The 25,563-nt window shown below is 69.0% G+C and carries 23 protein-coding genes; 5 read left to right on the top strand and 18 right to left on the bottom strand.

What is annotated here, in order from left to right:
• Positions 1 to 154: 154 nt before the first annotated feature.
• From HXX10_RS11005 to HXX10_RS10980, 6 genes are all read right to left on the bottom strand, one after another.
• Positions 155 to 457, bottom strand: a complete 303-nt coding sequence (locus tag HXX10_RS11005; protein WP_296522247.1) for a DUF1330 domain-containing protein — start codon at positions 455 to 457, stop codon at positions 155 to 157.
• Between the two features lie 46 nt (positions 458 to 503).
• The gene (gene pyrF, locus HXX10_RS11000; RefSeq protein WP_296522245.1) at positions 504 to 1,211 is read right to left on the bottom strand and encodes an orotidine-5'-phosphate decarboxylase; all 708 of its coding nucleotides are present in this window, start codon (positions 1,209 to 1,211) and stop codon (positions 504 to 506) included.
• A 280-nt stretch (positions 1,212 to 1,491) separates the two neighbouring features.
• A complete protein-coding gene (locus HXX10_RS10995) occupies positions 1,492 to 2,094 on the bottom strand; it encodes a methyltransferase domain-containing protein (protein WP_296522243.1) in 603 nt (200 codons plus the stop codon).
• An 86-nt stretch (positions 2,095 to 2,180) separates the two neighbouring features.
• Positions 2,181 to 3,299, bottom strand: coding sequence for a molecular chaperone DnaJ (gene dnaJ / locus HXX10_RS10990; RefSeq protein WP_296522242.1), 1,119 nt, complete (start codon positions 3,297 to 3,299; stop codon positions 2,181 to 2,183).
• A gap of 203 nt (positions 3,300 to 3,502) precedes the next feature.
• The gene (dnaK, locus tag HXX10_RS10985; protein ID WP_296522241.1) at positions 3,503 to 5,422 is read right to left on the bottom strand and encodes a molecular chaperone DnaK; all 1,920 of its coding nucleotides are present in this window, start codon (positions 5,420 to 5,422) and stop codon (positions 3,503 to 3,505) included.
• Positions 5,423 to 5,636: 214 nt separating this feature from the next.
• Entirely contained in the window at positions 5,637 to 7,478 is a 1,842-nt protein-coding gene (locus tag HXX10_RS10980; RefSeq protein WP_296522240.1) for a hypothetical protein, read from the bottom strand.
• Positions 7,479 to 7,682: 204 nt separating this feature from the next.
• Here HXX10_RS10980 and HXX10_RS10975 point away from each other — a divergent pair, with 204 nt between their 5' ends.
• Together HXX10_RS10975 and HXX10_RS10970 are read left to right on the top strand one after the other, a co-directional pair.
• The gene (locus tag HXX10_RS10975; RefSeq protein ID WP_296522239.1) at positions 7,683 to 8,192 is read left to right on the top strand and encodes a GtrA family protein; all 510 of its coding nucleotides are present in this window, start codon (positions 7,683 to 7,685) and stop codon (positions 8,190 to 8,192) included.
• Positions 8,189 to 9,709 carry an NAD(P)/FAD-dependent oxidoreductase gene (locus HXX10_RS10970; protein ID WP_296522238.1) on the top strand — a complete coding sequence of 507 codons (1,521 nt, stop codon included), beginning with the start codon at positions 8,189 to 8,191 and terminating at the stop codon, positions 9,707 to 9,709. Before HXX10_RS10975 ends, HXX10_RS10970 begins: the two co-directional genes overlap by 4 nt.
• A 159-nt stretch (positions 9,710 to 9,868) precedes the next feature.
• Here HXX10_RS10970 and HXX10_RS10965 read toward each other — a convergent pair whose 3' ends face one another.
• The 5 genes from HXX10_RS10965 to HXX10_RS10945 all read right to left on the bottom strand — a co-directional run bounded on the left by HXX10_RS10965 (position 9,869) and on the right by HXX10_RS10945 (position 13,539).
• Positions 9,869 to 10,393, bottom strand: coding sequence for an SCO family protein (locus HXX10_RS10965; protein ID WP_296522318.1), 525 nt, complete (start codon positions 10,391 to 10,393; stop codon positions 9,869 to 9,871).
• A gap of 82 nt (positions 10,394 to 10,475) precedes the next feature.
• On the bottom strand, positions 10,476 to 10,658 hold the full coding sequence (locus HXX10_RS10960) for a hypothetical protein (protein WP_296522236.1): 183 nt from the start codon (positions 10,656 to 10,658) through the stop codon (positions 10,476 to 10,478).
• 149 nt (positions 10,659 to 10,807) lie between these two features.
• Complete coding sequence (locus HXX10_RS10955) at positions 10,808 to 11,632, bottom strand: GDSL-type esterase/lipase family protein (RefSeq protein WP_296522234.1); 825 nt, start codon at positions 11,630 to 11,632, stop codon at positions 10,808 to 10,810.
• A 3-nt stretch (positions 11,633 to 11,635) separates the two neighbouring features.
• The gene (locus HXX10_RS10950; protein WP_296522233.1) at positions 11,636 to 12,385 is read right to left on the bottom strand and encodes a GDSL-type esterase/lipase family protein; all 750 of its coding nucleotides are present in this window, start codon (positions 12,383 to 12,385) and stop codon (positions 11,636 to 11,638) included.
• On the bottom strand, positions 12,382 to 13,539 hold the full coding sequence (locus tag HXX10_RS10945; protein ID WP_367141958.1) for an OpgC domain-containing protein: 1,158 nt from the start codon (positions 13,537 to 13,539) through the stop codon (positions 12,382 to 12,384). Before HXX10_RS10945 ends, HXX10_RS10950 begins: the two co-directional genes overlap by 4 nt.
• Before the next feature lie 273 nt (positions 13,540 to 13,812).
• Between HXX10_RS10945 and apaG the strand changes: the two genes are divergently transcribed.
• The gene (gene apaG / locus HXX10_RS10940) at positions 13,813 to 14,208 is read left to right on the top strand and encodes a Co2+/Mg2+ efflux protein ApaG (protein WP_296522230.1); all 396 of its coding nucleotides are present in this window, start codon (positions 13,813 to 13,815) and stop codon (positions 14,206 to 14,208) included.
• Positions 14,209 to 14,580: 372 nt separating this feature from the next.
• On the opposite strand, the gene HXX10_RS10935 is transcribed toward apaG, so the two are convergent.
• The 3 genes from HXX10_RS10935 to HXX10_RS10925 all read right to left on the bottom strand — a co-directional run bounded on the left by HXX10_RS10935 (position 14,581) and on the right by HXX10_RS10925 (position 17,878).
• The gene (locus tag HXX10_RS10935) at positions 14,581 to 15,585 is read right to left on the bottom strand and encodes an Hsp33 family molecular chaperone (protein ID WP_296522229.1); all 1,005 of its coding nucleotides are present in this window, start codon (positions 15,583 to 15,585) and stop codon (positions 14,581 to 14,583) included.
• Positions 15,586 to 15,704: 119 nt separating this feature from the next.
• On the bottom strand, positions 15,705 to 16,634 hold the full coding sequence (argF, locus tag HXX10_RS10930) for an ornithine carbamoyltransferase (protein ID WP_296522228.1): 930 nt from the start codon (positions 16,632 to 16,634) through the stop codon (positions 15,705 to 15,707).
• Positions 16,631 to 17,878 (bottom strand): aspartate aminotransferase family protein, encoded by a 1,248-nt coding sequence (locus HXX10_RS10925; protein WP_296522227.1) that lies wholly within the window; start codon positions 17,876 to 17,878, stop codon positions 16,631 to 16,633. Before HXX10_RS10925 ends, argF begins: the two co-directional genes overlap by 4 nt.
• A 382-nt stretch (positions 17,879 to 18,260) precedes the next feature.
• Here HXX10_RS10925 and HXX10_RS10920 point away from each other — a divergent pair, with 382 nt between their 5' ends.
• Positions 18,261 to 18,758, top strand: a complete 498-nt coding sequence (locus HXX10_RS10920) for a GcrA family cell cycle regulator (RefSeq protein ID WP_296522226.1) — start codon at positions 18,261 to 18,263, stop codon at positions 18,756 to 18,758.
• 155 nt (positions 18,759 to 18,913) lie between these two features.
• Here the strand turns inward: HXX10_RS10920 and HXX10_RS10915 are convergent, their stop codons facing one another.
• Positions 18,914 to 21,826, bottom strand: coding sequence for an autotransporter domain-containing protein (locus HXX10_RS10915; RefSeq protein ID WP_296522224.1), 2,913 nt, complete (start codon positions 21,824 to 21,826; stop codon positions 18,914 to 18,916).
• Between the two features lie 328 nt (positions 21,827 to 22,154).
• Here HXX10_RS10915 and HXX10_RS10910 point away from each other — a divergent pair, with 328 nt between their 5' ends.
• Complete coding sequence (locus HXX10_RS10910; RefSeq protein WP_296522222.1) at positions 22,155 to 23,144, top strand: AraC family transcriptional regulator; 990 nt, start codon at positions 22,155 to 22,157, stop codon at positions 23,142 to 23,144.
• A gap of 55 nt (positions 23,145 to 23,199) precedes the next feature.
• Here the strand turns inward: HXX10_RS10910 and phoB are convergent, their stop codons facing one another.
• The 3 genes from phoB to pstB form a co-directional block, all read right to left on the bottom strand.
• Positions 23,200 to 23,901, bottom strand: a complete 702-nt coding sequence (gene phoB / locus HXX10_RS10905) for a phosphate regulon transcriptional regulator PhoB (protein ID WP_296522221.1) — start codon at positions 23,899 to 23,901, stop codon at positions 23,200 to 23,202.
• A gap of 60 nt (positions 23,902 to 23,961) precedes the next feature.
• On the bottom strand, positions 23,962 to 24,675 hold the full coding sequence (phoU, locus tag HXX10_RS10900; protein ID WP_296522220.1) for a phosphate signaling complex protein PhoU: 714 nt from the start codon (positions 24,673 to 24,675) through the stop codon (positions 23,962 to 23,964).
• A 76-nt stretch (positions 24,676 to 24,751) separates the two neighbouring features.
• Positions 24,752 to 25,558 (bottom strand): phosphate ABC transporter ATP-binding protein PstB, encoded by an 807-nt coding sequence (gene pstB, locus HXX10_RS10895; RefSeq protein ID WP_296522317.1) that lies wholly within the window; start codon positions 25,556 to 25,558, stop codon positions 24,752 to 24,754.
• Positions 25,559 to 25,563: the final 5 nt, after the last annotated feature.

Genomic DNA, 25,563 nt, shown 5'->3' with positions numbered 1-25,563 from the left:
AGCCGTGAGGGCGGCCCATACAGACTTCCGCTCGATCCGATCACGCCGGCGCCGTACGGCCCGAAGCCGTCCTGAGCCGGCGACGAGGGCGCCACGGTGATCGGAAGATGAAGAAGGGGGTCCCGTCGACCGGGTCGCGCCGGCGCTGGTTCGGCTAAGGCTGCGGGCCGTCATAGCCTTCGACGATGACGAGCTCGCCCGCCGAGGCCGAGGCGCGCAGCGCCTGGGCGGCGGCGTATTCGGGCGAGCCGTAGCAGGCCAGCGCCGTCTCGTAGTCGGCGAACTCGATCACCACCTGGCGCGAGCGCGCCGGGCCCTCGACCGCCTCGAAGCGACCGGCCCGCACCAGGAACTTTGCCCCGTACTTGGCGAAAGCCGTGGCGTTCGCCGCCACATAGGCCTTGTAGGCGTCGGCGTCCGTCACGTCGATGCGGCCGATCCAGTATGCCTTCGGCATGCTCATATCCTTGCGCTCGCACCGGCACGGCGCGCACCGGCTCGGGTCACACCTGCTCGTTCGCGGCGATCTCGATCTCGGCGACGATGGCGTCGGCGGCGGCCCGCGGATTCTTGGCCGCGACGATCGGCCGGCCGACCACCAGATAGTCGGCGCCGGCCAGGATGGCGTCGCGCGGCGTCTTCACCCGCTTCTGGTCGCCGACCTCGGTCCCGCTCGGGCGGATGCCGGGCGTCACCAGCACCATGCCGTGGCCGATGCGGGGCCGCAGCATGGCGGCCTCCTCGGCCGAGCAGACCAGGCCGTCGACGCCGATGTCGTGCGCCTGCGCGGCCCGCTCGGCGACCAGCTCCGACACCGTGAAGTCGTAGCCGGCGGCGGCCAGGTCCGCGTCGTCGTAGGAGGTCAGCACCGTCACGGCGAGGATGCGCAGATTGGAGTCGCCGCGCCCCTCCACGGCCGCCTTCATGGTCTGCGGATAGGCGTGCACGGTGAGGAAGGTCGCCCCCATGCGGGCGACGCTCTCGACGCCCTTTTCGACCGTGTTGCCGATGTCGTGCAGCTTGAGGTCGATGAAGACGCGCCGGCCGCTGAAGATCAGTCGCTCGGCGAGCGAAAGCCCGCCCGCGAAGGCGAGCTGATAGCCGATCTTGTAGAACGTGACGCTGTCGCCGAGCCGTTCGATCACGGCCTCGGCGGCCTCGACGGACGGCAGATCGAGGGCGACGATCAGACGATCGCGCGGATGTTCCACGGCAGTTCCCTCTCCGCAAGATCAGATGCGAACGCGAATCCTTGCGCCATCGCACCGACCCTCTCCGCCGTCACCCTGAGGAGGCTGCGAAGCAGCCGTCCCGAAGGGCGCAGCCGGCCTCATGGTTCGAGACGCGATCCTTCGGATCGCTCCTCACCATGAGGGTGGAGGCAGTGCAACGGCGTACCGAAGTCGAAAGAATCCGGCGCGCGAAAAGTGGCCTCGGCAAGGGCCGGAGGCAAGACGAATTTCTGCGAAGAGGCTGGGAAGACGGTCGCTCTCAGCCGCGGCGATAGACCCAGACGCGGGCGGGCGGCAGGTTCAGCCAGATGCGCTCGGAGGCCTCGACCCGCACCCGCGCCAGCGCGCGGGGGATCGGCGGCACCACCGAATAGGTGAACTGGATGAAGGGGGCGCCCGGCTGCAGCAGCCCGAAGGCCTCGCTGATCAGGCGCAGGCGGGTGCGCAGCGGCTTGGTCACCAGCGGCAGCCCGGACACCACGGCGGAGACTTCGCCGCGGTGAATTTCGCCGAACAGCCGGCGCAGCCGGTAGGCGTCGCCCTGGATCACGGTCGCGGCCGGATAGCGGGCGCGCAGCAGGCGGCAGAAGTTGGAGTTGAACTCGACCAGCACCAAACGCGACTCGTCGACGCCGTGCTCGACCAGGGCTTCCGTGATGGCACCGGTGCCGGGTCCGAGCTCGATCACCTTGCCTTGGGCATCGGGGTCGACGAAGCTCGCCATGGCGCGCGCGAGCGGCTTGCTCGACGGCATCACGGCGCCCATCGCCAACGGTTTCTCGATCCACGACCGGATGAACCTTACATCGTCGTCGATGCGAAGGCCCTTCCTGGCGGTGCCCACAGCGGACTGAAACGGCATTTTCAACTACTGGGCTGCGACGCGGCAAACTGCTTCGTCACGGAAACGTCACGGGTATAGGTCCGGGGCGTCCGGGTCAACCCCGTTCACGGCGAGGCCTTGTTCCCGAAGAACTCCTTGACCCTGCCGAAGAACCCCGCGGACTCCGGATGGGTCGCGGTCGAGGACAGTTTCTCGAATTCCACCAACAGCTCGCGCTGCCGCTTGGTGAGGCTCTGCGGCGTCTCGACCACCACCTGGACGTACATGTCGCCCATCTGCTTGGAGCGGAGAACCGGCATGCCCTTGCTGGTCAGCCGGAAGCGCCGGCCCGACTGGGTGCCGTCCGGAACCTTCACCTTGGTCTTGCTGCCGTCGATGGTCGGCACCTCGAAGTCGCCGCCGAGCGCCGCCGTCACCATCGAGATCGGCACCCGGCAGTGCAGGTCGGCGCCGTCGCGCTGGAAGAAGGCGTGCGGCGTGATCGACAGGAAGATGTAGAGGTCGCCGGCCGGTCCCCCGCGCACGCCGGCCTCGCCCTCGCTGGCCAGCCGGATGCGGGTGCCGTCCTCGACGCCGGGCGGGATGTTGACCGACAGCGTGCGCTCGCGGGTGACGCGCCCGGCGCCGGCGCAGGCCGGGCAGGGGTCGTCGATCACCTGGCCGCGTCCGTGGCAGGCCGGGCAGGTCCGCTCGAGCGTGAAGAAGCCTTGCGCGTGCCGGATCTTGCCGTGGCCGCCGCAGGTCGTGCAGGGCTTCGGCTTGGTGCCGGCCTTGGCGCCGGTTCCCGAGCACACCTCGCAGGTGACCGAGGTCGGGATGCGCACCGGCGCGACCTTGCCGTGGTAGCTCTCCTCCAGCGAGATCTCCATGTTGTAGCGGAGATCGGCGCCGCGCTCGCGGCCGGAGCCGCGGGCGCGCCCGCGCATGCCGAAGAAATCGTCGAAGATGTCGGCGAATGTCGAGGCGAAGTCGGCCCCGAAGCCGGCGCCGCCGCCCTGCTCGAAGGCGGCATGACCGAAGCGCTCATAGGCGGCCCGCTTGTCGGCGTCCTTCAGGACCTCGTAGGCCTCGTTGACCTCCTTGAAGCGGTGCTCGCACTCGCCGTCGCCCGGATTGCGGTCCGGGTGATACTTCATCGCGAGCTTGCGATAGGCGGACTTGAGGTCGGACTCGCTGGCGCCGCGCTGGACTCCGAGCACCTCGTAATAATCGCGCTTGGACATTCAGCCGGTCCCCCACGCACGAAAAACCCTCTCCCCTTATGGGAGAGGGTGTCGAGCGAGCGTCAGTGAGCGAGGCGGGCGAGTGGTGACGATCGGCATCGCAAAACGAAAAACGTTGAACGACAAAAAGGAACCCCTCACCCGGCTTCCGTGCACAGCGCCCGGAAGCCGCCCCTCTCCCGTCGGGGAGAGGGGCGAAGGCATCACGCGCTCTTCTTGTTCTTCTTGTCGTCGTCGACCTCGGTGAATTCCGCGTCGACCACGTCTTCCTTCTTGGCACCGCCGCCAGCGGCGCCGGCATCCCCGTCGCCGCCCTCCTGCGACTGCTTGTACATCGCCTCGCCGAGCTTCATCGAGGCTTGCGCCAGCGTGTTGGTCTTGGTCTTGATCGCCTCGGCGTCATCGCCCTTGAGGGCTTCGCGCAGGTCGCTCAGGGCGTCCTCGATCATGCGACGCTCGTTGTCGCCGACCTTGGAGCCGTGCTCGGCCAGGGCCTTCTCGGTCGAATGCACCAGCGCCTCGGCGTGGTTCTTCGCCTCGACGCCGGCCTTGCGCTTTTTGTCGTCCTCGGAGTGTGCCTCGGCGTCCTTGACCATCCGCTCGATGTCGCCCTGCGACAGGCCGCCGGACGCCTGGATGCGGATCTGCTGCTCCTTGGCGGTCGCCTTGTCCTTGGCCGACACGTTGACGATGCCGTTGGCGTCGATGTCGAACGACACCTCGACCTGCGGCACGCCGCGCGGCGCCGGCGGGATTCCCATGAGGTCGAACTGGCCGAGCAGCTTGTTGTCGGCCGCCATCTCGCGCTCGCCCTGGAAGACCCGGATGGTGACGGCGTTCTGATTGTCTTCCGCCGTCGAGAACACCTGGCTCTTCTTGGTCGGGATCGTGGTGTTGCGATCGATGATGCGGGTGAACACGCCGCCCAGCGTCTCGATGCCGAGCGACAGCGGGGTCACGTCGAGCAGCAGCACGTCCTTGACGTCGCCCTGCAGCACGCCGGCCTGGACCGAGGCGCCGATGGCGACCACCTCGTCCGGGTTGACGCCCTTGTGGGGCTCCCGGCCGAAGAACTGGCGGACGATCTCCTGCACCTTCGGCATGCGGGTCATGCCGCCGACCAGCACCACCTCGTTGATCTCGGCCGCCGACAGGCCGGCGTCCTTCAGCGCGAGCCGGCACGGCTCGACCGTCCGCTGGATCAGGTCGTCGACCAGCGCCTCGAATTTCGCGCGCGTGAGCTTCATCGTCAGGTGCTTGGGGCCCGACGCGTCGGCCGTGATGTAGGGCAGGTTGATCTCGGTCTGGGCCGTCGAGGACAGCTCGATCTTGGCGCCTTCAGCCGCTTCCTTCAGGCGCTGCAGCGCGAGCTTGTCGCGGCGCAGGTCGATGCCCTGCTCCTTCTGGAACTCGTCGGCCAGGTAGTTGACCAGCCGCATGTCGAAGTCTTCGCCGCCCAGGAAGGTGTCGCCGTTGGTGGATTTCACCTCGAAGACGCCGTCGCCGATCTCCAGGATCGAGACGTCGAAGGTGCCGCCGCCGAGGTCGTAGACCGCGATGGTGCCGGTCTTCTGCTTGTCGAGGCCGTAGGCGAGCGCCGCTGCGGTCGGCTCGTTGATGATGCGCAGCACCTCGAGGCCGGCGATGCGGCCGGCGTCCTTGGTGGCCTGGCGCTGGGCGTCGTTGAAGTAGGCCGGCACCGTGATGACCGCCTGGGTCACCTTCTGGCCGAGATACGACTCCGCCGTCTCCTTCATCTTCTGCAGCGTGAAGGCGGAGATCTGCGAGGGCGAATAGGTCTTGCCGTCCGCCTCGACCCAGGCGTCGCCGTTCGAGGCGCGCACGATCTTGTAGGGGACGAGCTTCTTGTCCTTCTCCACCATCGGATCGTCGTAGCGGCGCCCGATCAGGCGCTTCACGGCGAAGAAGGTGCGCTCCGGATTGGTGACCGCCTGGCGCTTGGCCGGCTGGCCGACGAGGCGCTCGCCGTCGTCCGTGAAGGCGACGATCGACGGGGTGGTGTTCTTGCCTTCCGAGTTCTCGATGACCTTCGGGGTCTTGCCTTCCATCACGGCGACGCAAGAATTGGTCGTGCCGAGGTCGATGCCGATGACCTTGCCCATTGTCCTTGTCCTTCTCTATCGCAGCAGGCCGGCCGAGCCTGAACAGCACCCGGAAGCGTCCGCAGGCCTCATGCCTGCAGGTGCCTTGGGTCCGGCCCCTTGAAATAACGGCAACCGCCGGTGAGGCGGGTTCAAACGGTCATATAGGAGGGCCGTCATGGCCTGCAAGGCGGACGTTTTCGAAAACGCCGGCTAAAGCCGCGAGCCGCTTTCGTTAACGGCCGGGACCAGCCTCCGGCAGCACTCGAAAGATGGCGAGACCCGTCTCCGGCGCCCCCGCATCCGACGGGCCTTGGACGGGCGCCAGCCAGGCCGGGACGGCGCCCGTCCGCAGGCGCGCCTCGAGCCCGTCGGCCGGCCGGCGCGCCTCCACGGCGGCGGGTGTGGAGGCGGTCCGGCACACCGCCACATAGGTGGCGCCCGAATGGGTCGTGGCGAGGCCGGCGAGAAGCGGCCGGGCCCGATCGGGCGGCAGGGCGAAGATGCGGTCGGTCGCCAGGATCGCCTCGGACAGGCGGTGGTAGGGGGCGCCCAGCACCGCATGGGGCGTCAGGGCCAGGATGAACGGGCCGTAGTCGATCGCCGCCACCACCAGGCCGGGCGGCAGGCCGGCGAGGACGCGGTAGCTGGCGTCGGTCAGGCAGGCGCGCGCCACCGCGTCAGGGGCGGACCGGGTCGAACTGGTCGGTTCGGCTCCGGCGATCGCGGTCGCGAGGGCGCCGGCGAGCGACCCCAGGACGGCCGGGGCGAGCAGCACCGCGACCAGGCTGCGGACCGCGAGCCGGGCGTCGGCGAGGCCGGCCAGCACGGCAGCGACCACGGGCATGCCGAACCAGGCCGCGTAGACGTAGAGCTTGGCATTGCCGACCATCAGCACCACGGCCGCGAGCAGCACGGCCGCGACCGTGAGGGTGGCGAAATCCCGCCGCCGCTTCGGTGCCCTCGCCATGACCAGGACGGCGAGCAGCGCGACCAGCGGGAAGGCGGCGACCGTGGCGGCGACGGCCGGGGCGGTGCCGGCCATGACCAGCAGCGGCTGGCTCTCCTTCACATGGGCGAGCCAAATCGGCCCGACCGCCGGGTCCATCATGGCGAAGGGGCCGCGCCGGCAGGCCGGCTCGAGCGCCAGCGCCAGGGCGATGGCGGTCGCCGCCACGGTCGCCACGGCGAGCAGCCGCGCGACCCGGTTCGCCGCGGCGAGCCGGGCGGCGACTGCGAGCAGCACGCCGGCGACGGCGACCGGCACGGCCGTATTGATGGCGAGCGCGTCGCAGGCCGTGACGGCCCAGCGGGCCGGGGCGACACCGGTCAGGAAGACCACGGCGATGCCGGCGGCGAGCGCCAGGCCATAGCCCGCCAGGGCTTGCCCAGCCGGGCCGGTCGCCTGGTCGGCGGGCGGGCGCTCGCAGGCGAAGCGCAGCGCCAGGGCGGTGCCGCACAGCACCACGAAGGCGAGGCTCTCGAAGCCGATCGCCAGAGCGAGCGCCGTTAGAAAGCCGGCCGCCGGGGCGGCCCATCGCCGCCGGTCGGACCAGGCGGTCGCGGCCAGCACCAGCACGGCGAGCGTGATCTGGACATTGTGGTGGTCGATCCGCCCTGGCACGAACTGCTGGAAGGCCGGCAGGCCGAGCACCAGCAGCACGGCGGCGGGCGGCAGCGCGGCGGCGCCGCCGAGGCGGAGCGCCAGCAGCAGCACGCCGGCCATCGCCGGCACCAGCCAGACGAGCGGCCAGATCGTCCGCATCAGCCGCTCGGCGAGCCCGGGATCGGCGACCAGCTCGAGCACGCGGAAAAGGCCGGCGAGGCCCGCGTCGATCAGGCGCGACCAATGGGTGTCGTAGCCGGCCGGCGGGCTGACGCGCGGCTCGTGCAGGTCGAACCAGCCGCGGCCGTCCAGATAGGCACGCAGCTCGACCAGCCGCATGGCGTCGTCGGTGTCGGAGAGGATGTCGGCGGTGCCGGCCCAGTACAGCACGAGAAGCTGCGCCGCCACCGCGAGCCAGGCGAGCCCGAGCAGCAGCGCGACGTTTTGCAGGCGCATCGGACCGGCGGACATGGCGCCTCGTCGGGTGTGGATCGGCCGCCGCCAATACAGCCGCAGCTCCGTTGACGTTCCATTAAGGCTTCCGGCGATCGACCGAAATCCGAGGGACATCGGTGTCCGGCCATTAAGGATCGGCTGCGAAAGTCGTGGACTTCGATCCCGGCGAAAGGTCGCACCGCGTCCGCCGGATCGATGCGGTTCGGGACGGGGCACGGGATGGCGGCAGGGAACCAGCTCGACGCGGGCGCGGTCGGCGCGACCGCCGCCGCGGACATGGCATCACCGGACCGGACCGACCTGTTCCGCCGCCTGGTCGCCCGCCTGCCGCGGCCGATGCGCTTTCTCGGCGTCGGCGCCGTCGGGCTCCTCACCGATCTCTCGGTCTTCACGGCGATCCCGCAGCATCTCGACCACCCGCTCGTCGTACGGCTGGTCTCGCTCGCCGTGGCGACGCTGGTCACCTGGCGGCTCAACCGCGCCCTGACGTTCGACCGCAGTGGCCGGCGCCAGCACGCCGAGGCGGTGCGCTACGCCGTCGTCACCGCGGTCGCGCAGGGCACCAGCTACGCCGTCTTCGCCGCCCTCGTCCTCACCGTCCTCGGGTTCCTGCCGCAGGCCGCCACCGTCATCGGGGCGGCGATCGCGGCCCTCGTCTCCTACAACGGGCATCGGCTCTACGCCTTCGCGCCGATTGCCGCGCCGCGCTCCGGAGTCTCGAAGCCATGAGCATCCACACCGACGTGTTCGTGATCGGCGCAGGTCCTGCCGGCCTCACCGCGGCCTATTGCCTGAGCAAGCACACGCCGTCCGTCATCGTGATCGAGAAGGACCCCGTCCATGTCGGCGGCATCAGCCGCACGGTCGCGCATGACGGCTTCCTGTTCGACATCGGCGGCCACCGCTTCTTCTCCAAGTCGAAGGAGGTGGTCGATCTGTGGAACGAGATCCTGCCCGACGACTTCATCGAGCGGCCGCGCCTGTCGCGCATCTTCTACGGCGGCAAGTTCTACTCCTACCCGCTGAACGCCATGGAGGCGCTGCGCAATCTCGGCGTGATCGAGAGCGCCGCCTGCGTGCTGTCGTATCTCAAGGCGCGCGCCGCCCCGATCGAGCAGCCTGCGACGTTCCACCAGTGGGTGCGCAACCAGTTCGGCGAGCGGCTGTTCTCCATTTTCTTCAAGACCTACACCGAGAAGGTGTGGGGCATGTCGTGCGACGAGATCTCGGCCGACTGGGCGGCCCAGCGCATCAAGGGGCTCGACCTCAGTGTCGCGGTGCTGAACGCGCTGCGCCGCTCGCTCGGCACCACGCCAAAACCCGCCGCCGCCGGCGAGCCGGTGGTCAAGACCCTGATCGAGACCTTCCGCTACCCGCGAAAAGGTCCCGGCATGATGTGGGAGGCCGCCGCCCGCAAGATCGTCGCGCGCGGCGCGCAGGTGCTGATGGGCTGCGAGCTCGCCTCGCTCGCCTACGATCCCAGGCGCCAGCTCTGGGACATCGAGGTGGCGACACCGTCCGGGCCGGAGCGCTACACGAGCTGGCACGTGATCTCGTCGGCGCCGCTCGCCGAGCTGGTGGAGAAAATCCGGCCACGGCCGATCTCGCTGTTCCATGCACGGGCGCTGCGCTACCGCGACTTCCTCACCGTCGCCCTGATGGTCGACAAGCCCGACCTGTTCCCGGACAACTGGATCTACATCCACGACCCGTCCGTGAAGGTGGGGCGGGTGCAGAATTTCCGCTCCTGGTCGCCCGAGATGGTGCCGGCCGGCAAGACCTGCCTCGGCCTCGAATATTTCTGCTTCGAGGGCGACGGCACGTGGGCGGCGCCGGACGACGAGCTGATCACGCTGGCGATCCGCGAGGTCGAGACGATCGGCCTGGTCACGGCGGCCGACGTGACGGGCGGCTGCGTCGTGCGCCAGCCCAAGGCCTATCCGGTCTATGACGAGTCGTATCGCGACAATGTCGCGATGATCCGGCGCGACCTCGATCTCGGCTGCCCGAACCTGCACGTGATCGGCCGCAACGGCATGCACAAGTACAACAACCAGGACCATGCCATGATGACGGCGATGCTGACGGCGGAGAACATCCTGGCCGGTGAGCAGCGCTACGACGTGTGGAACGTCAACGAGGACGCCGAGTATCACGAGGCCGGCCGCGAGGGGGCACGCGAAGGGGTCCGGGAGGCCTTGGCGAGCGAGCGGGCAGTGCCGAAGAAGGTGTCGGACGCGGCGTAGAGCCGCGGCGTTCACCCTCCCCTGGAGGGGGAGGGTCGGGCGCGGGCGAAGCTCGCGACCGGGGTGGGGTGAAGCCGCAAGCTCGGCTTCGCCGATCACCCCCTCCCGCCGAGCTTTGCTCGGCGACCTCCCCCCTCCAGGGGGAGGTGAGGAAGAAGCCTAAAAATACTTCTTCAGATCCGCCGCCGCCTGCTCGGGTGGGCGCTTCATGTTGAACGGTGCGACAAAGCGGCCCTGCTTGTCCATCAGATAGACGATGGCGGTGTGATCCATCGTGTAGTCGCCGGCCTCGAGCGGGATCTTCTTGTAGTAGACCCGGTACGCCTTCGCGACGGCGGCGATGGTGTCGGGCGTGCCGGTGACGCCGCGCAGATGCGGATCGAAGCTGCCCAGATAGTCCTTCAGCACGGCCGGGGTGTCGCGCTCCGGATCGACCGAGACGAACAGCACGGCGGTGCGGTCCGCCTCCGGGCCGAGCGCGCGCAGCACCTCGGACGCCTCGAACAGCGCCGTCGGGCAGACGTCCGGGCAATGGGTGAAGCCGAAGAACATCAGGAACGGCTTGCCGCGCAGATCCGTGTCCGAGATGGGCCTGTCGTCCTGGTCGGTCAGGCGGAACGGCCCGCCGATCACGGCCGCTCCCGCCGGGCCGCCGTTGAAGCGCCCGGTCGCCACCAGCACCAGCCCGAGGCAGAGCACGAGGCCGAGCCCGAAGGCGGCGGCCAGGAGAGCGAGGCGGGGAACGCGGAAGGACACGGGGGGCTCCTCAGAAACAGGCGGCGATCCCGGCCAGGATCACCTCGTAGAACACGGCCGGGCCCCAGACGGCCCACAGCGCGAGCGTCGCCGCGATCAGCACGGTCGACACCGCGACGACAACCGCGATGCCGCGGCGCACGCTGCGCGACGCGGCGCGGGCGGAGACGTCGGACAGCCGGATCTCGGACATCGCGATCGCAGACCCTCTTGCGCCCGTGCACGGGATGCCGCGTCGGGAGTCACCCCGTCGGGAGTCACCCCTTCGGGAGCCGTCTCTGCAGATAGGCCCGCGGATGCGCTGCGCCAAGTCCGACGCGGTCGCGGATCAATCCGATCCGGTCAGGGCGCCGGGCGGAGCGCCGGCCGCGTGCTCGGCGCGGAGGCCATGGTCGAGGGGCGCGTCGCCGCCTCGGTGATCGCATCGGCGAGCAGTCGGGCGCAGCAGGCATAGCTCCAGTCGTTCATGTGCAGCCCGTCCGGCCCGACGAAGGTCTCGACCGGGATGTTCTCGATCTCGTGCCAGCGCTTCATCACGGCGAAGCGCGGAAACAGGTCGGCATGGCCGTCGCGCGCCATGGTGGCGAGCAGGGCCACCATGGCGGTAACCTGCGGTTTCGCCAGCACGGCGGGCGCGTATTGCGGGTCGATCAGCACCACGTCGACGCCGAGCGCCTTCAAGCGTGCCACACCCTCGCTGACGAGCGTGCGCACCGTGTCGAGCGAATGGCCGCGCAGCAGCGCGTTGGTCCCGGTCTGCCACAGCACCAGATCAGGCTTTTCAGCCAATACGCTGGCCTCGAACCGCGCCAGCATCTCCTGCACGTCCTCGCCGTTGACGCCGCGGTTGAGCACCGTGATGGGCTGGTCCGGCAGCGTCTCGTGCAACCGTGCCGCGAGCCGGCTCGGATAGGAGGCGTCGGGAGAGCTTGCGCCGGCCCCGGCCGTCGAGGACGAGCCGAGCGCCACGATGGTGAGCGGTTGCCGCTTGGCGATCCGGTCGGCGGTGCGCGCGAGCCGATCGGCGAAGCGCGTCAGATCCGACTGCGATCGGCAGGGCGGCCCCGCGTCCGTGGCGGATGCCGGTATTGCAGGACCGAGGAGGAAAGCCCCGAGGAACGCCGCGAGCCCGGCGGCCCGCGGCCAGGGAAGAACTGAACGGGACATGTTTTAATCGTTTGCCTTCTCGCCCTGCCTTGTCAAGGCAGCCCCTTCTACCACAAGTCGGGAAAGTAGTCGCCCGAAGCAGTCATGCACCTGCTCGGCCATGTCGAGCTTCTTGGTGGCGGCATTGAGGTCGAACACGCCGGCTTCGTTCCAGTGCTTCATCACGGCGAAGCGATCGAACAGATTGACGGAATGCTGCATCGCGACGAAACGCATCACATCGGCGTAGGAGGAGAGTGCGATCATCGACTCGGTGCGCGGGCTGAATTGCATGTTCATCAATATGATGTCGGCACCGCCCGCCTGCAACGCATCGACGCCTTCCTCGAGTGCGGTGCGGAATTCGTCCGGGTCGACGCCGCGGATCGCGTCGGCCGTGCCGGTCTGCCAGACCACCAGCGCCGGCTTCTGGGTCGCCAGGATCCCGGCGATCTCGCGCTGCATCTCGGCGGCGCTCTGCCGGGGTTTTGCGTAGGTGCTCACCCGGACGGCGACGCCCGGCAGATCTGCGACCAGCGCGGTCTCCAGACGGCTCGGATAGGACTTGCCGGCTCCGCCGGGACTCACCAGGGCCGAGGAGGCGCTGCCGATCACGGCCACCTCGAGGCGCTTGGCGGCGAGGGCCGCGGCCACCCGGGGCATGGCGAAATCCGCCTGAACCAGCCCCTCGGGCACTTGGCATAACATCTCCGTTCCGGCCAGCGCAGGACCGGCGAGGATCAGGCCGAGGAGAGTGAGGACCACGCGGGTCATGTCGAGCTCCCGGCCGGGTCGGGGCTGCGTTTCGCGCCCGATCCGGCATGGCGACCTTCGATCTGCTTGTACCAGCTCATCAGGGCCGCCACTGCGATCATAAGCATAACGCCGAGAAGACTGACAAACACTTGCATGGCGATGCCGTCGGAAATCTCCGCCATGACGAAGTGCGCTGCAAAAGCAAGGAATACGCCGAGACAGAAGACCTCGAGCGAATGCTGGCCGCAAATGACCGCCGGCCGCATCCAGCGCGACCGCAGGGCCGGCCAGTCGGGCGGCACGAACCGCACCGTCAGGACGGCGAGGGCGAGGAAATGGGCGACCCGGAGGACATCGAGATTGGTCTTGTCGATCGGGTACATCCACTCGGCGAGCCATTTCGGCACGTAACGGGTCCAGGGCGGCACGTACCAGGTCAGCACGATGGCGAAGGAGATCGCGAGATAGAGGGCGGCGAGGCCGACCACCCAGGGCGACCGCGTGAACGGGCCGATGCGCGTCATGCCGCCGAGCGCGCACCAGGCGCCGAAGGCGAACAGGAGCTGCCAGGCGAGCGGGTTGAACACCCAATGGCCGCTCGGATAAGCAGGCAGGTTCAGCTCGAACTGCCAGGCGGCCGCGTAGACCGCGACGGTGACGAAGAGCGCGACGGTCGGCGCCCGGAGCACCAGCCAGACATAGGGCGGAAAGGCCGCGAGCAGCGCGATGTAGAGCGGCAGCACGTCCATGTTGGCCGGCTTGAACTTCAACAGCAGCGCCTGCACCAGGGTGACGTCGGGCTGCCGCAGGAACTCGAACACGCCCATTTCTTCGGCATAGAGCGGGTTTTCGAAGCTCGCCGAGACATAGGCGATCTCGGCCATGTAGATGGTGAACAGGAAGATGTGGGCGACATAGACCTGCCAGGCGCGCCGCAGGATGCGTGCGCTCGCCACCACGAAGCCGCGCTCCTGCATGGTGGCGCCATAGACGAAGGCGGCCGTGTAGCCGGAGATGAAGACGAAGATCTCGGTGGCGTCGCTGAAGCCGTAATTGCGCAGCGTGATCCAGCTCACCACGTTCGAGGGAATGTGGTCGAGGAAGATCAGCCAGAGCGCCACGCCTCGGAACAGGTCGAGGCGCAGATCCCGTTCGGTCGGGGCAGGCGGCATGGGCTCGTCCATGGTCGACAGCGTCCGGCGGCGGTACGGCATCGGGGTGGCCGCCGAGGGCGTCCGGGCCCGGTACGGCGCCGCCGCGCCGCCTGCTTACCATGCCGGCGGCGAATATTGCGACGCAATGGGGCGATCCGAGGACGAAGGTCCGCGATGCCGGCGGGGCGGGTTGCAGCCGCTTCGTCCGGCAGCCGTCCGCGGGGTATAAGGGGCGGGCTCCCCGAATCGGGGCGCCGCCTCTGGCGAAGAGCCCCGTTCGGCGAGGAGCCCATGTTCGTTGCACGGACCCGCGACATCGAGGTGAAGGTGACGCCGCGCTTCCTGCCGGAGCGCTCGTCGGCCGACAAGCGGTACTTCTTCTGGTCCTACACCGTCGAGATCACCAATTACGGCGCCGAGACGGTGCAGCTCGAGAGCCGCCATTGGCGCATCACCGACGCGCTCGGCCGGCTGCAGGAGGTGCGCGGGCCCGGCGTGGTGGGCGAGCAGCCCGTGCTGGTGTCGGGCGCCAGCTACGAATACACCAGCGGGGTGCCGCTCACGACCGACTCCGGCTTCATGACCGGAACCTACCAGATGGCGTCGGAGAGCGGCGAGCGGTTCGAGATCGCGATCCCGACCTTCTCGCTCGACGCCCCCCGTCAGCAGCCCCGCACGGTGAATTGAGGTTTTGCACGGCGCCGGCTCTCCCTCTCCCCGCGTGCGCTACGGGATGCACACATCGCTTGCCATGCATGAGAGCGTCATGCGCGGGCTCGACCCGCGCATCCATCGATTTTCGCAAAAATGCTTTGTTCGCAGGATGATGGATCGCCGGGTCAAGCCCGGCGATGACGACGGTGGGGAAGGCGCTCTTTTTGCCGTACCACCAGATGGTCTCGACAAAACGAGATCTGTGCATCCCGTAGCCCGCTTGCGGGGAGAGGGTCGGGGTGAGGGGGCGTCTCGTGGATACGGAGGCGCACCCTCACCCGGATCGCTGCGCGATCCGACCTCTCCCCGCGCGCGGGGAGAGGTGACCCGGGTCCGCCGCGGCGCCTACCCCTCCGCCTCGCCCTCCGCCCCGATCACGCTCTCGGGCGCGAAGGCGTAGCGGGCGTTGCAGAACTCGCAGGTCACCGCGATGCGGCCGTCCTCGACCATGGCGGCGCGCTCCTCGGTCGAGAAGCTCTCGAGGATACCCTTCACCCGCTCGCGCGAGCACGAGCACTTGGCCGCCACCTCGACGGCGCGGAACACCCGCACGCCGTGCTCGTGGAACAGCCGGAACAACAGCCGCTCGGTCGACAGCGCCGGGTCGAGCAGCTCGAGGTCGTCGATGGTCTCGACCAGCGCCTGCCCCTCCACCCAGGCGTCGTCCTCCGGCACGGCATGGGGTGCCGAGCCTTCGGGGGCGTCGCCCGGATGCAGATCCGCGGTCCGCATGCGCTCGGTCGACTTTGGCAGGAACTGCAGCAGCAGGCCGCCGGCCCGCCAGCGACGGCGGGGGCCGCCCTGGGCGGCCGAGTACTCCTCGGCGACCGCGAGCCGGACCCGGGTCGGGATCTGCTCTGAGCGCAGGAAATACTCGTGCGCCGCCTCCTCCAGGGTGCCGCCGCCGAGCGCCACCAGGCCCTGGTAGCGGTTCATGTCGGCGCCCTGGTCGATCGTCATGGCGAGATGGCCGTGGCCGAGCAGGTCGGTGTCGGAGGGGCTCTTCAGGGCCGCGACGGCGTCGGCGTCGAACTGGGCATAGGCGCGCACCAGGCCGGGGCTGCGCCAGTCGACCACCAGCATGCGCACCGGCCCGTCCGTCTGGGTCTGCAGGATGAAGCGGCCGTCGAATTTCAGCGATGAGCCGAGCAGCACGGTCAGCACGATCGCCTCGCCGAGCAGGCGCGACACCACGGTCGGATAGGCGTGGCGGGTGAGGATCTCGTCGACCATGGCGCCGAGCCGCACGGTGCGGCCGCGCACGTCGAGCGCCGCCACCTCGAACGGAACCACGGTGTCGTCGACCGGAACCTCGCCGGGCTCGCGGGACGGGATGCTGATCTGGCTCATCGGACTCCTTGCGACAGGACACGCGGCATCGCGACCGGACACGCGACATCGACCGGCGGAGACCGCCGGCCGGGAACGCGACCGCATCCGCCTGGGGCGGTGCCGTCCGCCCTAGATAGTCACTGCGCGACGGCTTGGAAGCACCAGGCCAAGATGCCCTTCTGGGCATGCAGGCGGTTCTCGGCCTCGTCGAACACCACCGATTGCGGTCCGTCCATGACGCCGGCCGTGACCTCCTCGCCGCGATGGGCGGGCAGGCAGTGCATGAACACGGCGCCGGGCGCGGCCTTGGCCATCAGCCGCTCGTTGACCTGATAAGGCTTCAACAGGTTGTGGCGGCGCGCCCCGTCCTCGTCGCCCATCGACACCCACATGTCGGTGAGGATGCAGTCGGCGCCGGCGACCGCCGCCTCGGGATCGTTGCCGATCCGGATCGCGGCCCCCGAGGCCTTCACCCACTCGACCAGCGCAGGCTTCGGTGCCAGCTCGGGCGGGGTGGCGACGGCGAGCTCGAACTCGAAGCGCTCGGCCGCGTGCATCCACGAGGTCAGCACGTTGGAGGCGTCGCCCGTCCAGGCGATCCGGCGGCCGCGGATCGGGCCGCGATGCTCCTCGAACGTCATCACGTCGGCCATCACCTGGCAGGGATGCGACAGCTTGGTGAGGCCGTTGATCACCGGCACGGTCGCCTCGCGCGCCAGCTCCTCGACGCGCGCGTGGTCGAGGGTGCGGATCATGATGGCGTCGACATAGCGCGACATCACCTTGGCGGTGTCGGCGATCGTCTCGCCGCGGCCGAGCTGCAGCTCGCTGCCGTTCAGGACGATGGTCTGCCCGCCGAGCTGGCGCATGGCGACGTCGAACGACACCCGGGTGCGGGTCGACGGCCGGTCGAAGATCATCGCCAGCATCTTGCCGGCGAGCGGCGCCGGCTGGCCGTTCGGCGCGGTCTTCAGGGCTTTCTTCATGGCCCGGCTGGCGTCGAGCATGCCGCGCAGCTCCGCCACCGGGATGTCGATCAGATCGAGAAAATGACGGACCTCGCTCACCCTTTGATCCCTTCCAAGCTGGGGGTGTCGTCGGGCGTCCTCTTCGTCGGCACGGCTTGGTGCTCGTCCGCGGCGGCCTTCTCCAGCCGGCTCGCGGCCCGGTCGATGCGATCGACCGCCTCGGCGATCTCGCCCTCGTCGATGATCAGCGGCGGCACGATGCGGACCACATTGTCGCCGGCCCCGACCGCGAGAAGCTTCTCGTCGCGCAGCGCCGTGATCATCCTGTCGTTCGGCACCACGCAGGCGAGGCCGAGCAGCAGGCCTTCGCCACGCACCTCGCGGATCACGCTCGGGTGCCGGTCCTTGACCTCGGCGAGCCGCTGCTTGAGCAGCAGCGCCTTGCGCTGCGCCGCCTCGAGAAAGCCGGGTGCCAGCATCACGTCCAGCACGGCATTGCCGACCGCCATGGCGAGCGGATTGCCGCCGAAGGTCGAGCCGTGGGTGCCGGGCGTCATGCCCTTGCCGGCCTCGGCGGTGGTGAGCACGGCACCGACCGGAAAGCCGCCGCCGAGCGCCTTGGCGATGCCCATCACGTCGGGCGCGACGCCGACGCGCTGATGCGCGAACAGCGGGCCGGTGCGGCCCATGCCGGTCTGCACCTCGTCGAACACCAGCAAGAGCCCGTTGGCGTCGCACAGCTCGCGCAGGCCGCGGAGGAACTGCGGCGTTCCGACCCGCACGCCGCCCTCGCCCTGCACGGCCTCGACCAGAATGGCGGCGGTCTCAGGCCCGATCGCGGCCTTGACCGCATCGAGGTCGCCATAGGCCACCTGATCGAAGCCCCCGGCGACCGGGCCGAAGCCTTCCAGGTATTTCTTCTGGCCGCCGGCCGCGAGCGTGGCCAGCGTGCGGCCGTGAAAGGCGCCCTCGAACGTGATGATGCGCACGCGCTCCGGATGGCCGCTCGCCGCGTGGTACTTGCGTGCCACCTTGATGGCACCTTCCATCGCTTCGGCGCCCGAATTGCAGAAGAACACCAGGTCCGCGAAGGTCGCCTCGCACAGCCGCGCCGCCAGGCGCTCGGCATCCGGAACGCGGAACAGGTTGGAGACGTGCCACACCTTGGCGGCCTGTGCCTGCAGGGCCGCGACCAAGGCAGGATGCGCGTGGCCCAGTGCGTTGACGGCAACGCCGCAGTGGCAGTCGAGGTATCGCTCGCCGTCGGTCGAGACGAGCCACGCACCCTCACCTCGGTCGAACGCGAGGTCGGCGCGCGCATAGGTCGGCAGGAGATGCGACATGGCCGTATCGTCTTCTCGCGGCACACGAAATGAGATGTGCCGCCTCCAGAAATGAAATGTGCCGCCTCCAAGGGCGGCACTCTGGAGACATTTTATGTGTGTGCGTCGCGGTGTCAACCGCATCCACCGTATCCGTCAAGACACGCAGGCAAGCGAAATCGGACTCGAAAGGGCCATGAATTGTGGATGCAATACTGGGGACTCTTGCGCGGGACTCGCGCGATATAGTAGCGTTTTAATCGCTGACATACGATATCTCGTGCGGCGGACTGCCCTCTAGATTTCACTACTGTTCTGCGTACCCGCTGGTGGAGAGGCACCCCCGGCGGCGTTGGTGGATTCTGCGAGGCGGTTCCGTTCGCGGCGAGGCGAAGAGGAACATATGTGGACCGACGAGCGCGTGGAACTTCTCAAGAAGCTTTGGAACGACGGTCTTTCCGCAAGCCAGATCGCCGTCGAGCTCGGTGGGATCACACGTAATGCTGTGATCGGGAAGGTTCATCGGCTGGGCCTGTCCGGACGGGCCAAGAGCCCGGCGGCGGCGGTGCCGCGGCAGCGTAAGCCTCGGGCGGCGGCCCCGATGCTGCGCGTGGCGCGGCCGGCGATGCGGGGCAACACGGCGCTGGCGCGCGCCCCTTCCTACGATGTGGACTACGAGCAGGAGGTCGACGCGGTCGGCAACGTGGTCCCGATGGGCCAGCGCTGCACGCTGCTCGAGCTCGGCGAAGGCAAGTGCCGCTGGCCGGTCGGCGACCCCGGCACGCAAGACTTCTTCTTTTGCGGCGGGCGCACCTCGGAAGGGCCCTATTGCGGCTACCATTCGCGGATCGCCTACCAGCCGGTCGATCGGCGCCGCGACAAGCGCCTGGCGCGGACCTGAACTGCGCTACCTGAGCAGTCGTTCCGGCTCGCGAACCGCAGGTCCGCGAGCCGCGGAGTTCACGTAGATACTCGAAGGCTTTGGATTCCGAGTTCGCCGTCGGCGCGCCCCGGAGCAACAGCCTCGGTCGGGCGCTTTCGCCCGCTTCGCGGGCGTCACCATGCGTACCGAAGCGAGCCGGTGCCCGCGAAGGTCCGCGCGCCGTCAGCGAACTCGCCGTCGAAGCGGCCCACCACCGACCAACCGCCGGCGAAATGCACCTGCATCCCGGCCGAGACCAGCGCCAGATCCGCGGCCGGCACGGCGCCGTTGACGACGAAAGCGGCGCCCGGAAGCGTCTGGAACACCGCCGTGGCGGTCGGATCGCTCACCCAATCGTGCGCCCAGGCGACCCGCGACTGCATCGCCACCAACACGGACTCCGAAAGCGCCACGCGATGCTCGAACCGCGCGCCGACCTCGGAGCGTGCGGCGGTCGCGTCGTGTGCCCGAAAGCTCAGACCGAAGCCGCCTCCGGTCGGGTCCGCCTCGGTGTAGGCCGGCGTGTGGAAACTTTGGATCTGCACCGCGCCATACGGCATCATGCCGCCGATCGCCGTCGCGATCCGCCAGCCCGCCTCGAGACGGCCGCCGATGCCTTGCGCATCGAACCGGGCCGTGAGGCGGTCGGCCGCCCAGGCGGTGCGGTTGGTCTCCATCCAGTGGCGGGCGTAGCTTGCCGCAGCCGCCAGATACGCGTCGCCGACGCGCGTCGACCCGTACAGCCCGGCCTGGAACGCGTCGCCCCTGCCGCCGCCGAGACCCTGCGCCAGTCCCCAATCGGTGGAGCCACCGGCGAGCGCGAAGCCGACCACCGTGTCGGGCCACAGCCGATGGTCGATGCCGGCGGCGTAGCCGGCGGTCCGGGCGGAGAGATCGTTCGAGCCGACGGTCGAGCGGTCACCGTCGGTGCGGCTGGTGCCGCCGAACGCCCCCGCCCACATCGTGAAGGCCGGCGCGGGTGCGAGTGGAGTCGCCGGCGGCGCCTTCAGCGCCGCGGCGAAGGTGCTGTCGGCCTCGCGGATGGTGCGCGGCTGCGGGGCGTACGCCGAAGCCTCGGCGGCCGGCGCGAACGCGACGCGTCCTGACGCAGCGGCATTCCGGTCGTAGGCGAGGGGATCGAGCATCAGCGCGAGGAACTGGTTGGTGAGCCGGATGCCGGCCTGCTGCGCGCCGGTCGAAGCCTCGCCGTCGAGGGTGGCGAGTGCATTGGCGAGATTGCCGCCGCCGAGCCCGAACAGGCCGACGAAACCGGGCGGCAGCGCGCCGCCGTTGTTGAAATAGGCGTTGATCGCATTGGCGACGTTGGTCTGGTTGATCGGCAACGCTCCGGACTGCGCGCCGAGCGCGCCGGTCAGATCGAGGAACACGTCGTTGGCGCCGTAGCTCAGCGCCGCGGTGAAGCCGACGGGCAGATTGGTGGTCGCGAGCGCGTCGAACTTCGTGCTCGAAAGGCCGCCGCCCGCGCTCAGGATGGTGTAATGCCTGGTGATGTAGTTGCCGGGTGCGAAACTCGCCGCGACGGTGCCGGCCAGCGTGGCTGCGCCGGTCACGTTGGTGCGGTCGGCGGCCGCGGGCGAGACCTCGACCTGATAGACGCTGCCGGGCTGGAAGGTGAGCGTCCCGTTCACCGTCAGGGTGCCGATCGAGCTTCCCGGCGCGAGCGTGCCGCCGGCATGGATCGTCGTGCTGCCGACCGTGCCGCTGCCGCCCAGAATGCCGCCGGTGACCTCGACGTTCGACAGGTTGCCCAGGTTTCCGTTCACGAGCAGCGCGCCCTGCTGAATCCGAAGCTCGGAGGTCGTGTTCGAGTCGCCGGTCAGGACCCAGGTCGAGGCTCCTTGCTTCTCGAGAATGGAGAAACCCTGGTACTGCTTGCCCGGCCCATATTTGGTCATGTCGAACGTGGCGTTCGCGTCGCCGCCGAACCGCAGCAGGTTCTCGCCACCGCCGCCCAGCACGGCACCGACGATCTGGTAGCCGGCGCGCAATTCCAACGTATCGGCACCGCCGCCGAGATCGATGGCAACGCCCCCGCCGAGATTGCTGATCAGGCCGCTGTTGATCACGATGTCGCTGCCGCTCGATCCCTGAATGGTCGGTTGGCCCGGGTTGGTGCTGGTGAGCGTGCCGCCGTTTACGACCGCGTTGCCGCCATTGCCGAGGCTCACCGCGTTATACGCGCTCTGGATGGAACCCGTCGGCAGCACCCAGATCGTGTTCCCGGCGGCCCCGGCGGTGACGCTCACGCCGGTGCTGTCGGAGGCGATCGCCTTGATCGTGCCGCCGACCACGATGAGATTTCCGTCGCCGCTGACGCTCACTCCGGTGTTGAGCCCGCCCGATACCTCGATGAGGCCGCCGGCCGAGATCGAGACCGTGTTGTTGTTTGCCCCGACGCCGAGAATGATGCCGGTGCCGCCGACGCCGGTGGCGCCGACCGAGCCGGTGGCGCCGACCGTTATCAGTGCGTCGACGGCGTATGTGAGAACCACGGCCGGAAAGTTCGAGCTGACCGTTCCGTCGATCCTGAGATCAAGTCCGGAGAGCGGCGTGCCGGCCGTACCATCGAACCGGATCGCCGGGATGTTGGTCGAGGAGACGAGGCCGCCGGCCGCGATCGTCACGGTCGCGTCGTTGGTGTCGTTCAGACCCCAAATCGCCACCCTGCCGCCCGCGATCAGCTCCGCATTGTTCGTCACAGTGACGATCGCGTTCGGCGAACCGTTCAGGTAGATCGCGGCGGCAGGTCCGGCCCCCGGTGCGAAGGTCGTCGCCGCCGTGCCGTCGCCGATGTTGATCGTGACGTTGCTGCTCCCCGCCGCGGTGGCGATGGCGTTGGGGTCGCCGGCGCCGGTGCAGGTCGCGGTGGCGTTCGACGCGAGATTGCCGATCGATCCTCCACCGACGATCGTGCAGACCGCGAATGCCGGACCGCCGGGCACGCCCGCCAGCGGCACCAGCGCCGACGCGGTCAGGAGCGCAGTCGTCAGTGTGCGAAGGTCTCTGCTCGGCATGGGTCGGTTCATCGGAACTGGCTCCTGCGGTGAACGTGCCGGCTCCGTATCCGGCGACCGGCCGCCCGAGCGACCTGTTCGCAGGCATCCTGATGATCCGGCCCCGCGCCGTCTCGGCGCGGGCCGAAGGGTTTCGGGCGCGTGCCGCAGTCTCGACCGTTTCGATCACCGTTGTTGCGCGGGTGTCACAACGACAAGCGCCGCGCAGCGCCGACCAGGCAAATTGCGCAGTCGGATCGGGCAAAGACCGCAATGCGCATCGGCGGATGCCGAGCTATCAAATCACGTGGGCGATGATACAGTATGACTAGTAATCAAAGATCAGACGCGACGAGGCCCCATGCCGGAAGCCGCGGTTTTCAGCTTCTCCACCGACGAGCTGTCCGTCGAGGACCGGCTGCCGGTCTGGGTCGAGGTGATCGGCCGTCAGTTCATGCGGCTGAACGTCGAGTTGCGCGACCGGTGCACCGTCGCGGCGGCGATCAACGTGGTCCGGCTGGGCCGGGCGGAGATCGGGAGCACCAGCTCGCCCCCGGGCCTCTATTGCCGGACCCGCGCGCTCGCCAACGACGGCAACGGCGATTTCACGTTCTTCTACGCCGAGCGTGGAAGGATGCGTATCGCACCGCACGAAACCGGCGGCGACTTCATCGATCTCGAGGAACGCGGCGGCGGCGCGATCGGGTTCCACGGTGCCTCCGGGCGCTACGACTTCGAAGACCGCGCACGGATCATCGGGCTCCGCGTCGACGGCGACACGTTGCGGCGGGCGGCGCCGGGGCTCGACGAGCGCTTCTGCCATTTGCGGCGTTCCAACGACGCCGTGCGGCTGTTGATCGCGTATATCGACAGATTGAGGACAGTGGGGCCGCCGGCCGATCCCGAGCTCGGGCGGCTTGTCGAAGCGCATCTGATCGACCTGATCGCGTTCACGGCGCGACCGAACGACGACACCCGCGACCGCGCGGCCGCGCGTGCGATCCCGGCTGCGCGGCTCGCCGCGATGCGGGACGACGTCGCCGCCAACCTGTCGCGGATGACCCTGTCGGCCCGAGAGGTCGCGCGGCGCCACGGCGTGTCGGAGCGTTACGTGCAGCTTCTGTTCGAGCAGAGTGGAACCAGCTTCAGCCGCTTCGTCACGGCGGCGCGGCTCGAACGCGCGATGGCGATGCTGCGCGATCCGGGCTGCGCGCATCTGCGCGTCGGCGACATCGCCTTCGCGGTGGGATTCGCCGATTTGACGACCTTCAACCGGAATTTCCGCCACGCCTACGGCGATACGCCGCGGGCGATCCGCCGCACCGCGTGGGCCGGCGACGAGTTCCGCTGAAAGCCGAGCGGGTCCGCGCACACCGGGCCGGGCCGGCTCGTCCGCCGAGGCGGCGCTACGCCTCGGCGCCGTAGCGGTCGTTGAGGGCGTAGCCGGCGCCGCGCACGGTGCGGATCGGATCGGATCGCTGGCCGCGGTTGAGCGCCTTGCGCAATCGGCCGACATGCACGTCGACAGTGCGCTCGTCGATGTAGACGTCCCTGCCCCACACCCGATCCAGAAGCTGCTCGCGTGAAAAAACGCGGCCGGGATTTTCCATCAGGAACTCGAGCAGGCGGAACTCGGTCGGGCCGAGCGGCACGTCGCGGCCGCTGCGGGCGACCCGCTTCTTCTCGCGGTTGAGCTCGATGTCGCCGGCCGTCAGGACCGAGGCGACCCGCTCGGGCTTGGTGCGGCGGAGCAGGGCGCGGATGCGCGCCAAGAGCTCCGGCACCGAGAACGGCTTGACGATGTAGTCGTCGGCGCCGGTGGCGAGGCCGCGCACCCGCTCGCCCTCCTCGCCGCGCGCCGTCAGCATGATGACGGGAAGCGCTTGTGTCTCGGTGCGGGCGCGCAGCCGCCGGATCAGCTCGATGCCGGACAGGCCGGGCAGCATCCAGTCGACGATGGCGAGGTCGGGCGGACTCTCCTTGAGCCGCAGATCGGCGTCGTCGCCGCGGCCGGCCGCGTCGACCGCGTAGCCTTCGGCTTCGAGATTGTAGCGCAGGAGGAGCGTCAAAGGCTCTTCGTCCTCGACGATCAGAATGCGCGCGGCCATCCGGTGTCTCTTCCATTAGGGAGCCGGCGCGGCCGCGAGGGCGACCGCGCATCGCCGTCGTCAGGCGTCGAACGGAACCATGGTGCTCGAGGTGGTGTCGCCCTTCGGGCGCTCGTCGGTGAGGGCCTTTCCCTCGATCATGTAATAGACGGTCTCGGCGATGTTGGTGGCGTGGTCGCCCATCCGCTCGATGTTCTTGGCGCAGAACAGCAGATGGATGCAGATGCCGATGTTGCGCGGGTCCTCCATCATGTAGGTGAGGAGCTCGCGAAACAGCGAGTTGTTGACCGAGTCGACCTCCTCGTCGGCCCGCCACACCGCCACGGCCTTCTGCAGGTCCCGCCGCGCATAGGCGTCGAGCACGTCCTTGATCTGCGACAGCACCAGCTCGGTCATGTGCTGGACGCCGCGCATCACCTGCTGGGAGCGGAACTCGCTGTCGAGCACGACGACCCGCTTGGCGATGTTCTTGGCGAGGTCGCCGATCCGCTCGAGGTCGTTGGAGATGCGCAGCGCCCCCACCACCTCGCGGAGATCGACGGCCATCGGCTGGCGCCGCGCGATCGTCAGGATCGCATTGTCCTCGACCTCGCGCTGCAGCGCGTCGATCCGGGCGTCGCCGGCGATCACCCGCTGGGCGGCCGCGAGGTCGCGCCGGTCGAGCGCGTCGGCCGCGTCGCTGATCTGTTGCTCGGCGAGACCGCCCATCTCGGCGACCATGCGGCCGAGATCCTGCAGGTCGGTGTCGAAGGCCTTGTGCGTGTGGTCCACCATGGACGTCACCCTTGATTGTTCTCGTGGGAGAGCCCGGCGGGCCGCCGGCTCCGGACGGTGGCGGTCGCGGCTGCGATCAGCCGAACCGTCCCGTGATGTAATCCTGCGTCCGCTGGTCGACCGGCGAGGTGAACATCTTGCTGGTCGTGTCGAACTCCACCAGCTCGCCGAGATACATGAACGCCGTGCGGTCGGACACCCGCGCGGCCTGCTGCATGTTGTGGGTCACGATGGCGATCGTGTAGTCGCTCTTGAGCTCGTCGATCAGCTCCTCGATCTTGGCGGTCGAGATCGGGTCGAGGGCCGAGCACGGCTCGTCGAGCAGGATCACCTCGGGGCGCACCGCGACCGTGCGGGCGATGCAGAGGCGCTGCTGCTGGCCGCCCGACAGGCTGAGCCCGTTCTGGCTGAGCTTGTCCTTCACCTCGTTCCACAGCGCCGCCCGCTTGAGGGCGGATTCGACGCGGCCGTCGAGATCGGCCTTGGACAGCGACTCGTAGAGCCGGATGCCGAACGCGATGTTCTCGTAGATCGACATCGGGAACGGCGTCGGCTTCTGGAACACCATGCCGACCCGCGCCCGCAGCAGGTTGAGGTCCTGCCCCGGATTGAGGATGTTCTCGCCGTCGAGCAGCACCTCGCCCTCGGCGCGCTGGTTCGGATAGAGATCGTAGATGCGGTTGAGAATGCGCAGCAGGGTCGACTTGCCGCAGCCGGACGGGCCGATGAAGGCGGTGACCCGCCGGTCGTAGAGCGGCACCGAGATGCTTTTGAGGGCCCGGTTGTCGCCGTAGTAGAAGTCGACCCCGCGCACCGAGACCTTCTCGTCGAGGTTTCCCGCCGTGCCGGCTTGGCTTCCGACGATCGGGGTGGTCGACCTCATGCTGC

It is taken from the genome of Rhodoplanes sp., assembly GCF_013377085.1.
In the GTDB taxonomy this organism is placed as follows: domain Bacteria; phylum Pseudomonadota; class Alphaproteobacteria; order Rhizobiales; family Xanthobacteraceae; genus Rhodoplanes.
This window is presented reverse-complemented; position numbering and strand designations above follow the sequence as displayed.

Bases quoted from the DNA above. Each gene is read 5' to 3' on its own strand.
- HXX10_RS11005 (WP_296522247.1), bottom strand. From the start codon at position 457: ATGCCGAAGGCATACTGGATCGGCCGCATCGACGTGACGGACGCCGAC.
- HXX10_RS10995 (WP_296522243.1), bottom strand. From the start codon at position 2,094: ATGCCGTTTCAGTCCGCTGTGGGCACCGCCAGGAAGGGCCTTCGCATC.
- dnaJ (WP_296522242.1), bottom strand. From the start codon at position 3,299: ATGTCCAAGCGCGATTATTACGAGGTGCTCGGAGTCCAGCGCGGCGCC.
- dnaK (WP_296522241.1), bottom strand. From the start codon at position 5,422: ATGGGCAAGGTCATCGGCATCGACCTCGGCACGACCAATTCTTGCGTC.
- HXX10_RS10980 (WP_296522240.1), bottom strand. From the start codon at position 7,478: ATGTCCGCCGGTCCGATGCGCCTGCAAAACGTCGCGCTGCTGCTCGGG.
- HXX10_RS10975 (WP_296522239.1), top strand. From the start codon at position 7,683: ATGGCGGCAGGGAACCAGCTCGACGCGGGCGCGGTCGGCGCGACCGCC.
- HXX10_RS10970 (WP_296522238.1), top strand. From the start codon at position 8,189: ATGAGCATCCACACCGACGTGTTCGTGATCGGCGCAGGTCCTGCCGGC.
- HXX10_RS10960 (WP_296522236.1), bottom strand. From the start codon at position 10,658: ATGTCCGAGATCCGGCTGTCCGACGTCTCCGCCCGCGCCGCGTCGCGC.
- HXX10_RS10955 (WP_296522234.1), bottom strand. From the start codon at position 11,632: ATGTCCCGTTCAGTTCTTCCCTGGCCGCGGGCCGCCGGGCTCGCGGCG.
- HXX10_RS10950 (WP_296522233.1), bottom strand. From the start codon at position 12,385: ATGACCCGCGTGGTCCTCACTCTCCTCGGCCTGATCCTCGCCGGTCCT.
- HXX10_RS10945 (WP_367141958.1), bottom strand. From the start codon at position 13,539: ATGCCGCCTGCCCCGACCGAACGGGATCTGCGCCTCGACCTGTTCCGA.
- apaG (WP_296522230.1), top strand. From the start codon at position 13,813: ATGTTCGTTGCACGGACCCGCGACATCGAGGTGAAGGTGACGCCGCGC.
- HXX10_RS10935 (WP_296522229.1), bottom strand. From the start codon at position 15,585: ATGAGCCAGATCAGCATCCCGTCCCGCGAGCCCGGCGAGGTTCCGGTC.
- HXX10_RS10925 (WP_296522227.1), bottom strand. From the start codon at position 17,878: ATGTCGCATCTCCTGCCGACCTATGCGCGCGCCGACCTCGCGTTCGAC.
- HXX10_RS10920 (WP_296522226.1), top strand. From the start codon at position 18,261: ATGTGGACCGACGAGCGCGTGGAACTTCTCAAGAAGCTTTGGAACGAC.
- HXX10_RS10915 (WP_296522224.1), bottom strand. From the start codon at position 21,826: ATGAACCGACCCATGCCGAGCAGAGACCTTCGCACACTGACGACTGCG.
- HXX10_RS10910 (WP_296522222.1), top strand. From the start codon at position 22,155: ATGCCGGAAGCCGCGGTTTTCAGCTTCTCCACCGACGAGCTGTCCGTC.
- phoB (WP_296522221.1), bottom strand. From the start codon at position 23,901: ATGGCCGCGCGCATTCTGATCGTCGAGGACGAAGAGCCTTTGACGCTC.
- phoU (WP_296522220.1), bottom strand. From the start codon at position 24,675: ATGGTGGACCACACGCACAAGGCCTTCGACACCGACCTGCAGGATCTC.
- pstB (WP_296522317.1), bottom strand. From the start codon at position 25,558: ATGAGGTCGACCACCCCGATCGTCGGAAGCCAAGCCGGCACGGCGGGA.